Source organism: Flavobacterium sp. (assembly GCF_039595935.1).
Lineage (GTDB): Bacteria > Bacteroidota > Bacteroidia > Flavobacteriales > Flavobacteriaceae > Flavobacterium.
On the sequence record NZ_JBCNKR010000006.1, the window covers coordinates 1,816,023 to 1,829,994 of the forward strand.

At 35.2% G+C, this 13,972-nt stretch carries 6 protein-coding genes; 5 read left to right on the forward strand and 1 reads right to left on the reverse strand.

Translation table 11 applies throughout. The features are described from left to right. Nucleotides 1-138 precede the first annotated feature (138 nt). Nucleotides 139-4,089 carry a two-component regulator propeller domain-containing protein gene (locus tag ABDW27_RS17565; protein ID WP_343697066.1) on the reverse strand — a complete coding sequence of 1,317 codons (3,951 nt, stop codon included), beginning with the start codon at nt 4,087-4,089 and terminating at the stop codon, nt 139-141. A gap of 389 nt (nt 4,090-4,478) precedes the next feature. Here ABDW27_RS17565 and ABDW27_RS17570 point away from each other — a divergent pair, with 389 nt between their 5' ends. The 5 genes from ABDW27_RS17570 to ABDW27_RS17590 all read left to right on the forward strand — a co-directional run bounded on the left by ABDW27_RS17570 (nt 4,479) and on the right by ABDW27_RS17590 (nt 13,836). Then, a complete protein-coding gene (locus ABDW27_RS17570) occupies nt 4,479-7,487 on the forward strand; it encodes a TonB-dependent receptor (protein ID WP_343697067.1) in 3,009 nt (1,002 codons plus the stop codon). Nucleotides 7,488-7,503: 16 nt separating this feature from the next. Beyond that, a complete protein-coding gene (locus tag ABDW27_RS17575) occupies nt 7,504-9,027 on the forward strand; it encodes a RagB/SusD family nutrient uptake outer membrane protein (RefSeq protein WP_343697068.1) in 1,524 nt (507 codons plus the stop codon). A gap of 76 nt (nt 9,028-9,103) precedes the next feature. Beyond that, the gene (locus ABDW27_RS17580; RefSeq protein WP_343697069.1) at nt 9,104-10,276 is read left to right on the forward strand and encodes a 1,4-beta-xylanase; all 1,173 of its coding nucleotides are present in this window, start codon (nt 9,104-9,106) and stop codon (nt 10,274-10,276) included. A gap of 448 nt (nt 10,277-10,724) precedes the next feature. Further along, nucleotides 10,725-11,762 (forward strand): glycoside hydrolase family 43 protein, encoded by a 1,038-nt coding sequence (locus ABDW27_RS17585; protein ID WP_343697070.1) that lies wholly within the window; start codon nt 10,725-10,727, stop codon nt 11,760-11,762. Nucleotides 11,763-12,024: 262 nt separating this feature from the next. Further along, nucleotides 12,025-13,836 carry a sugar-binding domain-containing protein gene (locus ABDW27_RS17590; protein ID WP_343697071.1) on the forward strand — a complete coding sequence of 604 codons (1,812 nt, stop codon included), beginning with the start codon at nt 12,025-12,027 and terminating at the stop codon, nt 13,834-13,836. Nucleotides 13,837-13,972: the final 136 nt, after the last annotated feature.

Sequence of the window (13,972 nt, forward strand, 5' to 3'; positions counted from 1 at the left end):
ATTGTTATTTTTTTACACCCATTTTATTCCGTAGAGACGCACAGCAGTGCGTCTAACACAACGTAACCCCAACGAATATCGACAACAAAAACTTTGTGCATAAAGACCCACTGCTGTGCGTCTCTACAACTAAAAAAATTACTTATTCATCGCGATATAATCAGAAGGCGACATTGAAAAATGTTTCTGGAAATTACGCCCGAAACTCGTCTGCGATTTATAACCCACCATTTCGGCGATTTCGTACATTTTATAATTTTCGTTTAAAAGCAGTTCAGCAGCACGTTTTAAACGAACAATATTGATCAATTCATTCGGACTCAAATTCGAAATATCTTTAATTTTTCGGTATAAAGTCGAACGACTCATGTTCATAATTTCTGCCAAAGATTCAACGCTCAAATCAGAATCAGTAATGTTTTTCAGAATTTCCTCGTCGAGTTTTTTCAGGAACTTTTCGTCGGTTTTATTGTGCGCAATACTTTTAATGTGCGAAAGCGGCGAACTCGCATAATAATTCATAATCTGCTTTCTGTTTTCGATTAGATTATTCACCTGAACTTTTAAATAATCCATCGAAAAAGGTTTTGCGATATACGCATCCGCACCAACTTCAAGTCCATCAATTTGTGATTTCAATGAATTTTTTGCAGTTAATAAAATAACCGGAATATGACTCGTTTCAAGATTGGTTTTAATCTCTTTACACAATGTAATTCCGTCCATAACCGGCATCGAAACATCGCTTATAACTAATTGGATATTTTCATTATGGATAATTTTTAAGGCATTTTCTCCATTGTCAGCTTTTAGAATAGTGTAAAAAGGCGCTAACTCAGTCGTAATAAAATTCAATAAATCTTCATTGTCTTCAACAACCAAAAGCTGTGTTTTTTCGTGTTTGTTTTCGATTTCTACAATTTCAGCTTCCGTTTCAGTTTCTTCTTTTTCGGTTTCATTATAGAACATAAATTCTTCTTCCTGACGAAGCGGAACCACCAATTCAAAAACATTCAGTTTAGTATCAGAAAGCAGTTGCAGGTTTCCGTTATGCAGCTGCGCCAGCGAATGCGCCAAAGAAAGCCCAATTCCGGTTCCCGAAGTCGTATCCATATTATCAACCCTGAAAAACGGCTCAAAAATCTTTTCTTTTAAATGAAACGGAATCAGATTTCCGTCATTTTTCACAATTAAAGTCAGTTTCTTTTCATCTCTAAAAAGCGTAATAGAAGCTTTATCTTTAGAATATTTAATCGCATTACTCATTAAATTGCTCAGGATTTTTTTGAAAGCTTCTTTATCCACAAAAGCAAAAATATCTTTATCGCCCAGTTCGAGTTCAAATTCAATTCCTCTTTCTTCAATTAACTGGCTGAATCTCAAATGCAAATTCCGAACCATCGACAAAATATTGGCTTCCACGAAAGTGAGTTTTAAACCGCCAATTTCAGATTTTCTAAAATCTAGTAATTCGTTTACGAGTTTTAATAATCGCGACGTATTTTTCTTCATTATAGAAAGATTCTGAGGAACTTCGGGCGATTTATGTTCCATTACCAAAAGTTTTTCCAAAGGACCTTTTATCAGTGTCAAAGGTGTTCTGATTTCGTGTGCGACATTGGTAAAAAAGTCAATTTTGGCCTGATAGATTTCTTTCTCTTTTTCGTCGTTGAGATGTTTTATTTTTCGGTTGTGTTTAATCTGCGTGAGATTTTGAGAATAGCGAATGATGTAATAAAACGAACCGCAAATCAATAGAAAATAGAAAAAATAGGCATAAGAACTCGCCCAAAACGGAGGCAGAATCCTGATTTTGAGTTCAACTTCTTTACTCCAAACGCCAAAACTATTCAGCGATTTCACTTTAAAAACATAATCACCAGGAGCCAGTTCCGTAAAGAAAACTTTATTGTTTCTTTCCAGATAAACCCAGTCGTTATTGACATTTTCGAGTTTATACCAATATTCTGTAAGTTCTGGTGCGGTATAATTTAGCGAAGCAAATTCTAGATTAAATGACGATTGACTATTATTAAGTTCCAATTCGTCAATATGCGAAATAGATTGTTTTATTGGCGAATCATTTTCATTGGCATCAATATCCTGATTGTTGATCTGCAGATTGGTAATAAAAATAGAAGGCGTGTATTTGTTTTTAGTGAAATTCTTTGGGTTGAAGCTGATCATTCCGTTTAAGTTTCCAAAATACATATCGCCATTTGCATCTTTAAAAGCCGATGCATAATTAAACTGATCGCTTAACAAACCATTTGCAGTTGTATAAATTTTAATGTTTTTATGATCCGGGCCAAATCTCACCAAACCTTTTGAAGTCGTAAGCCATAAATTTTTAGCATCATCTTCTAAAATAGAATACACAACATTGCTCGGAAATCCGTTTTTGGTGGTGAATTTTTTAAAAGTTCTCGTTTTTTTATCGAATAAATTCAGTCCGTTTTCTGTTGCAAACCACAAATTTTTAAAACTATCTTCAAAAATATAATTGATAGAATTATTACTGATTCCGTTTGGATTTTTGTAATCATAAATAAAAACCTCTTTCTTTTTGGTTTTTGGATTGTAATAAAACAAACCATCACGATAACTTCCCGCCCATAAATTGCCATCGCTGTCTTCTTTATAAGTAGTATAATGTGTCGTTTCAGGAAAAATTTTCAGAATATCAAAATTGTCATTTTGTTCATTATAAACATAAAGTCCCATTGTGGTAATTACAATAAGTTGGTTCTTTTTGGTTACATAAAATGAAAAAATAAAATTACTATGCAGTCCGGTTGCCGGATTATTGGCACTGTAATGTTTTATTACCGTTCCTGAATTTCGGTCTAAAACATCAAGGCCATGTTCAAAAGTTCCCACCCAGATTTTATCTTTCCTCGGCATCAAAGCGTGAATATTATAATAAGAAACGCCGCTTTTAGTTCCGTTTGGTAAATACGAAGTAAAAGTCTGCGTTTTTGGACTGAATCGGTTTAAACCCGCATCTTCAGTTCCAATCCACAAATCTCCTTTGTCATCTTTATGAATTTCGCGAACGGCACTTCCGCTGATGGAATTTTGTCCTTTCTGCGGGAAATATTTTTTAAACTGAGTATATTGTTTTTGATGATAATTAATGCCGCCAAAATACGTTCCCACCCAAATTCCGTTTTCCTTATCAATCGTAATCGAATAGGCCGCATTATCAGAAATCGCATACGGATCGTTGTAATTTTTTCTCAGATTAACACTCGATTTCGATTTCAGATTGTAAACATAAATCCCGGATTCACTGGCAATCCAGAGTTCATCATTACCTCTTTTTTTAAATTGACGAACGTAAACCGGTTTTTTAGTCGAAAATTCTAAAACAGAAGTGGTTTTATTATGAATATTGTAAAGCAAAACGCCGTCGTCCTGTGTACCAATCACAATATTATTTTTGTCTAATGCATAAATAACCGTGATCCTGAAATTAGCAGAACCAGCAGGAGGCGTAATAGCAATATTTTCAAACGAAAGATTTTCTTCAGAATAACGATAAATTTTATTTAAAGAAGAAGCCCAGATGTTTCCGTTAACATCTCTTGACATTGAAGTCGCAATAAAATATTTATTGGGATTAAAAGTTTTGGTTTCTTTTTTTGTTGTGGAGTATTTGTAAAGAATATTGCCCGAAATGAACCAAATATTTCCGTTTTTATCATGATTGATATCATTTATACGATCGTTAATTGCTTCGTTTAAAACCGTAAACTGATCTGTTTTTTTATCGTATTGATACAAACCTTTGTCAGTTCCTACCCAAATTACACCTTTATATTCATGCAATGACTGAATATAGTTGCTTCCCAGAGTATGAATTGGGTCGGAATTGCTTCTGTAGGTTTTAAAACGGTAGCCGTCAAAACGGTTTAAACCATCTTTTGTTCCAAACCACATAAAACCATCTTCGTCCTGTAAAGAGGTCAAAACAGTGTTGTTTGAAAGCCCTTCTTCAACCTGAAAATGTTTAAAATAATATTCCTGTGCGTGAATAAAATTTATCGAAAGAATTAAAAAAAATACAAAAAGAAAGAATTTACGCATACTTCAGTTTTTTAGTTGAAAACCGTGATTTAAACAAATCGTGTCAATATTCTACAAAATGTTGCAAGTCTCGATTTTTCTGGTCTTTTTTATACAATTTGAATCATTTGAGATAGAAATTGACACAAATGAAGCATTTTATTTTGAATTAAAATCACCTATTTTGAATTTTCAAATAAATCATATTAATAATTTTTAGGCTTAAAAAATACATAGTCTGTAAAATTAAGTTTGAAAAAATAGTTCATTAACAATTTTGAAACAAAATGAATCAATTATTAGCACTGGGCAGTTCGATTTCTGTTTTTGCCCGAATCAGAGATGATTAGAATTTTAAAAAACGATTGTAAAACCAACCAAAAAAAGAAAACTATCTAAATGACAAATCAATGAAAACAAAGTTCACTCAAATTTTAAAGCAGAGATATTACCTCTTGTTTTTCTTTAGTTTATTAGTACAACAAACACACGCACAACAGCAAATAACCATAACGGGAAAAGTGGTTTCTGCAACAGGAGAATCAATTCCGTTTGCCAATGTCGTGATTAAAGACACAAAAAATGGTGCCGTTACCGATTTTGACGGAACCTATAAAATTACAGCAGCTTCGAGCCAGACACTGGTTTTTAGTTCACAAGGTTACAAAACAGCAGAAATTGCTATTAATAACAGAACTTCTATAAATGTTACTTTACAGGAAGATGCCATGAAACTAGACGAAATTGTGGTAGTAGGTTATGGTTCTCAACAGAAAAAAGACCTTACCGGAGCTGTTTCTTTAGTAAAAGCAGAAGAAGTTCAGAAAAGACAAATTACAACAGTTGCAGACGGACTTCAGGGTTTAGTTACCGGAGTTAAAGTTCGCGGCGGCGGGCGTCCGGGACAGGAAGCCAATGTTGAAATTCGCGGTTTAAAAAACCTTCAAAACACAAATCCATTATACGTAATTGATGGTTTAGTAACATCTGCAAACAGAGATTTTAACCCAAATGATATCGAATCGATTCAGGTTTTAAAAGATGCATCGGCAGCAGCAATTTATGGCTCGCGTGCTGCAAATGGTGTAATCATCATTACGACTAAAAAAGGTAAAAAAGGCCCGCTTCAGGTTGAAGTTTCGGCTAAAAGCAGTTTTCAGGTTATGCCTCGTTATGATTTAATGGGAACAGAAGAGTTTGCCAAGTACAACAATATGGCGTATGACAATGCCGGTTTTACAAGACAAAACCTAAACATGGCTGTTGACACTGACTGGCAGGATGCTGTTTTTAAAACCGGAATGATGCAGGATTATAATGCAAGTTTTTCTGGAGGAAATGAAAATTCAACATTCTTTATGTCTGGAAATTATTTTGGAAATGAAGGAACAGTTGTCGGAACTGATTTTGACAGAATTTCATTTCGTGTAAATTCAAGCGGAACAAAAGGAATTTTCAGTATTGGAGAAAATTTAGCGATCAGTAATTCTAAAACAGATGAAATGTCTGGAAACCCAATTATTGACGTATACAGAATGACACCAACAATTCCGCTTTACGATGCTTCAAATCCGGGAGGATACGGTTATGGAAAACAAGGAGTTGCAGATACTTTTGGTACAAACCCTTTAGCAATTGCTGATTTTGCCAATACAACAAACGAAAATTTCAGAATTAGAGGTAATATCTGGTCTGAATTAAAATTTGCGCCATGGTTAAAATACCGTTTCAACTTTGGATATGAAACCAGTTTTGATTCTTATAAATTCATGAGAAAAAGAGGAAACTGGACATTAAATCAGCCGGAAGATCCATCTCAAACGGATCAAAATAAAGGAAGATCACAAACCATGTTATTTGAGAATACACTGACTTTCAAAAAAGATTTTGGAAAACACGGGATAACATTTTTAGTAGGTCAGACTTTCCAAAAAGACAAATACGATCAAATTTACGGTACAAAAAGAAACCTTCCGATTAATTCAGGATCTGGACAATATTATGAGGTTTTAAACCAGGGTGATTCTCCGGTTGTTGGAGGTTTTATTAACGAAGCGGCTCTGGCTTCTTATCTAGGAAGATTAGAGTATAACTATGATAATCGTTATTTGATTAATGCCGTTCTAAGACGTGATGGATCATCAAGATTCAGCGACGCAAACAAATGGGGTAATTTCCCTTCTGTTTCTGCAGGATGGAGAGTAAGCAACGAATCTTTCTTTAAATCAGAATTCATTAAAGATTTAAAATTAAGAGCGAGTTATGGTGAATTAGGATCTGGTAACATCGGAGAATACGAGTCAAAAAGTTTCGTTAACAATTTTGGACAAATTGTATTAGGAAATGGTCAGACTACATACCCTTCTGCAGCTCAGGTAAAATTGTCTAATTCTGATTTGAGATGGGAAAAGTTAAAACAAACCAACATTGGATTAGACCTTGGCGTTTTAAACAATGATTTACGTCTTACTGCAGATTATTTTATTGCTCGTACCGAAGATGTATTGTTTGGTTTTCCAATTTTATTGACAACAGGAAATGATGGAGGAAATCCAATTTCGAATGCAGCTACTGTAGAAAATAAAGGTTTCGAATTGGAATTAGCATACAGCAAAAAAATCAATGATTTTTCTTTTAATGCTTCTGTAAACTTCACAAAAGTAAACAACAAACTAGTTTCATTAGGAAACGGACAAAATGAAAATATTTCGGGTAACACAATCACTCGTGCAGGAAACCCTGTAGGTATGTGGTATGTATTACAAACGGATGGATTGTTCCAAAATCAACAGGAAATTGATAACTACAAAAATGCAAACGGGCAGGTAATTATGCCAAATGCGGTTCCGGGTGATATTCGTTTTAAAGATGTTAATGGAGACGGACAAATAACAAGTACAGATAAAGCTATTGTGGGAAGCCCGTGGCCAGAATTTGAAATGGGTTTCAATGCAGGAGCAGAGTACAAAGGTTTTGATTTTTCTATGAACTGGATTGCTTCTCACGGAGCTACTGTTTATGATGGATTTAGAAGTGTTGTAGATCGTTTTGATGACAATAGTAATTACAGAGCAGGTATTCAGCCTTGGACACCTGAGAATCCAAATACAGATTTTCCTAGAGTAACAAAAGGTTCGACTTTAAATTCAAGGGGAGACAGCGACCGTTTCTTAGAAAGCGGAGATTTTATCAGATTAAAATACATTGGCTTTGGTTATAATTTACCAGGTACGATCTTAAAAAATTCTGGTATAAGCAGAGCAAGATTAACATTGTCAGCACAAAACATCATTACGATTACTAAGTATCAAGGCTTAGATCCTGAATTTACAAACAGTAATATTTTTGAAAGAGGTGTAGATAATGGTGCTTTCCCAAATCTGAAAACATATTCTTTTGGTGTTGAATTTAGCTTTTAATTAAAAAAACTGCGTAATGAAAAAAATAATATTAGTAACAGTAGCTCTTCTGGGTCTTGTTTTTACTGCTTGTGAAAACGAATTGGATCTGAATAGCCCAAATGATATAACAGTAGACCAATATTGGAAAACTGAAAGTGATGCACAAGCCGGTGTAAACTCAATTTATGCCATGTTTTATAAAGACGGATTATGGGCAAGATGGATTTATTTCCGTCTGGACTTAACTTCTGATGAAGGTTATAGCGTGAGCCCGTGGACAGAATTGGCAGACTGGACAAGATTCAATTATATTAATTATAATTTCTGGGAAGGAAATGCAGTAACATGGAGAGATACTTACAAAGCTGTTTTTAGATGTAATCAGGTTTTAGCAAACGTTCCAAATATTCCATTTAAAAATGAAGATGATAAAAAGAAAATTTTAGCTCAGGCAAAATTTTTCAGAGCATTACATTACTATTATGCCGCTATTATTTGGGAGAATATTCCGTTAGTTTTAGAGCCTTCAACGCCACAGGATTTACCGCAGCAAAGAAATTTGACTGAAGTTTGGGCTCAAATTGAAAAAGATTTGAACGAGGCTTACACCGATTTACCAGCTAAATGGGGTGATGACCAAACCGGAAGACCGGATAAAGGAGCAGTACAGGCATTTTTGGCAAAAGTTTATATGCAGCAGCACAAATGGCCAGAAGCAAAAACAGCTCTTGAATATTTGATTACAGGACCTGGAGCAAGATATAGTCTGGCTTCAAACTACAGAGACAATTTTACAGATACCCATGAAAATAACAGCGAATCTGTTTTTGAAATTCAGTTTGGAGATCAAAGAAAAGGAGGAACCGGAGAAGATCAAAATGCAGCTGTTTCCAGTAACCGATCTCAGTTTTTTGCACCAAGAGGAATTGGATGGTCAGACGGACAAGCTCGTTTTTGGTTAGTAAATGCTTTCAAACAAGAAAAAAACAAAGACGGTAATCTGGATACCCGTTTAAGGTGGACTTTGTTTTACCCAGATTTATTGGCCGATTTTGGCGATAAAACATACGGTAAAAACTGGGAATGGAACAATGACGAAGCATGGTTTAGAAAAGGAAGCCGCGATTACTACAGAAACAATGAAGATTATTACAGCCAGGTAAACTACAGATTAGTTCGTTATGCTGATATTTTACTGCGTTATGCAGAAGTTTTGAACGAAACAGGAAATACTGCACAAGCGTATCAATATGTTGATTTAGTAAGAGCGCGTGTAAACATGAACACTTTGGCTGTTGCACATCCTGAAATTGGAAACGATCACGATAAATTCTTAGAAAGATTAAAAACAGAAAGAGTTTTAGAATTAGCCGGAGAAAGTGTTCGCTGGGAAGATTTAAAACGCTGGGGAGATTTAGATTCTCAGGCAGCTGTTGATAAAATCGCACTTCGTGATCCTGATTTTAAAAACTTCAAAGTGGGTAAAAATGTTAGAATGCCTATTCCGCAAGTAGACGTTGATAACAATCCAAATCTGGAACAAAATCCTCAATATTAAAAGATGTAAAAGGGAATCAGATTTTTTTCTGATTCCCTTATAAAAAGAACGATTGTTCATAATAACAAAAATTGTAATGAAAAAAGTAAAATTGTGTCTGACAGTAATGTTGGCAGGATTAGTATTGCTAAGCTGTAACAACAAAAAAAGTACTTCTGAAGAAAATAAAAATGAAACCGCTGCGGTTGAAAAAAGAGAAATCTGGACAAAAGATCAGGCCAATAAATGGTATGCAGAACAGCCTTGGTTAGTAGGTTCAAATTATTATCCTAGCACAGCTATAAATCAGTTAGAGATGTGGCAGGAAGATACTTTTGATCCAAAAAGAATTGATCAGGAATTGGGCTGGGCAGAAAATTTAGGCATGAATGTAATGCGTGTTTATCTGCATGATTTATTACATCAGCAAGATCCGGAAGGGCTTTACAAACGTATGGATCAATTTTTAGAAATCGCAGACAAACATCATATCAAAACCCTTTTCGTTTTATTTGATTCCTGCTGGGATCCATTTCCTGCCTTAGGAAAACAACGCGCTCCAAAACCGCACACACACAATTCAGGCTGGGTGCAGAGTCCGGGACAAAAAGTACTTCAGGACAAAACACAATATCCTCGTTTAGAGAAATATGTAAAAGAAACCGTATCTCATTTTAAAGATGACAAACGTATTCTAGGCTGGGACGTTTGGAACGAACCTGATAATATGACGGGACCATCTTACGAAAAAGTTGAAATCAAAAATAAAGTCGATTTAGTTTTACCGCTTTTGAAAGATGTTTTTGCATGGGCAAGATCAAGTAATCCTTCGCAGCCGTTAACTTCAGGAGTTTGGGTTGGAGACTGGAGCGACGAAGCAAAAATGCAGCCAATGCACAAAATGCAGCTTGAACAATCGGATATTGTTTCTTTTCACAATTACAACACACCTCAGGATTTTGAAAAAGTAATCAAACAATTACAGCATTACGGAAAACCAATGATTTGTACAGAATATATGGCAAGACCAAACGGAAGTACATTCGAAGGCTTTTTACCAATTGCCAGAAAATACAATGTTGGTATGATCAACTGGGGATTTGTGGATGGAAAAACTCAAACCAAATACGCTTGGGACAGCTGGACAAAAACATACACAGCAGAACCAAAATTATGGTTTCACGAAGTTTTACACACAGATGGAACGCCATACATAAAAGCCGAAACAGATTTTATCAAAAAAATGACTTCTGAGGCGAATAAGAAATAGATTGTTAGACTTCTTAGATTTTTAGAAAGTTAGATTTTTTTTGCCACAGATTTCACAGATTAAAATGGTTAACATTTGTGGCACAAAAATTAAACACATAGAAACATAGATTTTGAAATTATTAAAAGAATGTAAAAGAAACTAGTTTCTACACATAGTTCTCGCGTAGTTTGTCATTCCGAGGAACGAGGAATCTCCGCAAGTAACTCCGTAGCGAATTTCCAATCTTTGTAGAGTTTCTAGCGGAGATTCCTCGTTCCTCGGAATGACAAGATTGTGTAAACTATGTTTATTGATGTAAGTGAAACGCCTTTACAGGTAAAGTAAAACTATGTTTCTATGTGTTTAAAAAAATCATTTTAATCCTTTAAATCTGTGGCAAAAAAACAACCCGCGGAAACCTGTTTCATCAGTTTAATCCGTGGGCAAAAAACTAAAACGAACAGCAATGAAAACACACGCAATAAGACTCTTTTTTCTAGCGATAATTCTAGTTGGATTTTCCGCGAAAGCGCAACAGCCAGACCCACCGGGACAAGTAAAAGGAACTGAAAAACCGAAAAACGAAGCCTATCTTTTTGCGCACATGACGCACAACGATTATGGCAGATTATATTATTCTGTAAGTTTAGATGGTTTACATTGGGAAAACCTGAACAACGGAAAACGTGTTTTTGAAGAATACAAAGGGCATCCTGATATCTGCAAAGGACCGGACGGAAAATATTATATCGCAGGAAATACAGGAGACGATGCAAAAGCTATTAATATTTGGGTTTCAGATGATTTAATCACTTGGGAAAAGCATTCTGATTACACACCTGATTTAAAAAGCACACCCGGTTATTCTCAGGCTTTACAGAGAATTGGAGCGCCAAAATTATATTACGACAAAGATTCTCAAAAATTCATTATGACATGGCACACGCCGCATCTTGAAGGAACAAAAGAAGACGGAGAACGTTACTGGGCTAGTCAGCGAACTTTATATGTTTTATCTAAAGATTTAAAAACTTTCGAAGGTCCGCCAAATCGTTTATTTGACTGGGAAATGGGAACAATTGATGTTTTTATTCGAAAAGTCGGCGATTCTTATTATGCCGTAATTAAAGACGAAACCTATCCAACATTATATTGGACAACCGGAAAAACCATCCGAATTGCCAAATCAAAATCCCTTTTAGGACCTTATTCTTTGCCCCAGCAATCTATCAGTCCAAACTTCAGAGAAGCTCCAATGTTGATTCCTTCTCCAGATGACAAAATATGGTACATGTATTACGAACAATATCCAGGAGTTTCCTACGGATTATCAATTGCAGATAACCTAAACGGACCTTGGTTTCAAGCCTCTGGCTACACTTTTTTCTCAGATTGGGATAAATATAGTCTTCCGGAAAAAGTGCGCCACGGCTGCATGATTACAATCTCTAAAAATGAATACGAAAGTTTAGTGAAGAAATTCGGCATTACAAAAAAGTTATAAGTTATAAATTATGAGTTATGAGTTGAGGTCATAAGTTTTTTGAGTTAATAAAAACAGATTATTTAATCGGAAATAAAATAATTAGTAACCCAACTCATAACTTCTAACTCAAAACTCATAACTAAAAAATATGGTTAGTTAAGTTAGTTTAAGTGTTTGAGTAATTACCAGACTTTTGTGGATATAAGTCTGGTAATTCAATTTTGATTTGAAGAAAAAATCATGACATTTTTTAATCAAAAATGTCCAAAATATATACAGCATGGAAAGAAAAAGTATCGTTTTTTTAGCCTTGTTTTCAATACTTACAGCAAATGCACAGTGGAAACCTCAGGGAGATAAAATCAAAACAAAATGGGCATCGCAGGTTGATCCAAACAAAACTTTACCAGAATATCCCCGTCCGATTATGGAGCGCGGCCAATGGAAAAACCTAAATGGATTATGGAATTATGCTATTCAGGAATTTGGCAAAACAGTGCCTTCAAAATATGACGGGCAGATTCTGGTTCCGTTTGCGGCTGAATCAAGTTTGTCTGGTGTTATGAAAGAAGTCGGAGCAAAAAATGAACTTTGGTACGAAACCAATTTTTCGATTGAATCAAACTGGAGCGGAAAAAATATCCTTTTGCATTTTGGCGCTGTAGACTGGAAAACAGAAGTTTTTATAAACGATATAAAAGTAGGTTCACATACTGGCGGATATACGCCATTTTCATTTGATATTACGCCATTTCTTCAAAAAGGAAAAAATCAAAAACTGGTTGTAAAAGTTTGGGATCCTTCAAATGATGGACCACAGCCAAGAGGAAAACAAGTCAAAAATCCAGAAGGAATTTGGTATACGCCAGTAACGGGAATTTGGCAAACCGTTTGGATTGAGCCTGTAAACACTAAAAACATTTCAGAATTAAAAACAACTCCAAATATTGATCAAAATACAATCAGCATTAAAGCTGATGTGAATGGAGCTGAAAAAGGAGATTTGGTAGAAATTTCTGTTTTTGATGGTGGAAAAGAAATTGCTAAAGAAAAAGCCGTTATTGGCGAAAGCAATGATATTGTTTTGAATGCTCCGAAATTATGGTCGCCTGAAAGTCCGTTTTTGTATCAGACGAAAATTCGTTTAATCAGCAAAAATAAAGTCGTTGATGAGGTGAAAAGTTATTTTGCAATGCGAAAAATTTCATCTAAAAGAGATGAAAATGGCGTGATGAGAATGCAGTTAAATAACAAAGATTATTTCCAATTCGGACCTTTAGATCAAGGTTGGTGGCCAGAAGGACTGTATACTGCACCTACTGACGAAGCTTTAAAATATGACATCATTAAAACAAAAGAATTAGGTTTTAATATGATTCGTAAACACGTAAAAGTAGAACCGGAACGCTGGTACACACATTGCGATCAGTTAGGAATTCTAGTTTGGCAGGATATGCCAAGCGGTGATGAGCAACCGATTTGGCAAGATAAAAAGTATTTTGAAGGAACAGAATTACAGCGTACTCCAAAATCACAAGAAATCTATAAAAAAGAATGGAAGGAAATTATGGATCATTTGTATTCCTATCCAAGTATCGTGGTTTGGGTTCCTTTTAATGAAGCCTGGGGACAATTCAAAACGGTAGAAATTACTGAATGGACTAAAAATCACGATCCAAGTCGTTTAATCAATTCTTCAAGCGGAGGAAATCATTTTCAAACAGGCGATATTTTAGATTTACACAAATATCCAGCTCCGGAATTGTATCTGTATGATGCCAGAAGAGTGACTGTTTTAGGTGAATACGGCGGAATCGGCCTTCCTCTTGAAGGACATTTGTGGAGAGCCAACGACAACTGGGGTTACGTAAAATTTAAAAATGAAGCCGAAGTTACTGCTGAATATGTAAAGTATGCTCAAATCCTTAAAAGCCTAGTAAAAACAGGATTTTCCGCAGCAGTTTACACGCAGACAACGGATGTTGAAGGCGAAATAAACGGTTTCATGACCTACGACAGAAAAGTAGACAAAATGGATTTCAAAGCTGTAAATAAGATTAATACTGAAGTTATAAATGCTTTGAATAATTAAACATTGATTTTCCTCAATCTTGTCATTCCGAGGAACGAGGAATCTCCGCGAGAAGCTCTACAAAGATTGATTTACGTTGCGGAGTTTCTTACGAGGATCTTTCCTTCGTCAAGATGACAAGATTGTGAAAAAATCA

Excerpts from the sequence above, each read along its gene's own strand:
- ABDW27_RS17590 (WP_343697071.1), top strand. The coding sequence starts at position 12,025 with ATGGAAAGAAAAAGTATCGTTTTTTTAGCCTTGTTTTCAATACTTACA.
- ABDW27_RS17585 (WP_343697070.1), top strand. The coding sequence starts at position 10,725 with ATGAAAACACACGCAATAAGACTCTTTTTTCTAGCGATAATTCTAGTT.
- ABDW27_RS17580 (WP_343697069.1), top strand. The coding sequence starts at position 9,104 with ATGAAAAAAGTAAAATTGTGTCTGACAGTAATGTTGGCAGGATTAGTA.
- ABDW27_RS17565 (WP_343697066.1), bottom strand. The coding sequence starts at position 4,089 with ATGCGTAAATTCTTTCTTTTTGTATTTTTTTTAATTCTTTCGATAAAT.
- ABDW27_RS17575 (WP_343697068.1), top strand. The coding sequence starts at position 7,504 with ATGAAAAAAATAATATTAGTAACAGTAGCTCTTCTGGGTCTTGTTTTT.
- ABDW27_RS17570 (WP_343697067.1), top strand. The coding sequence starts at position 4,479 with ATGAAAACAAAGTTCACTCAAATTTTAAAGCAGAGATATTACCTCTTG.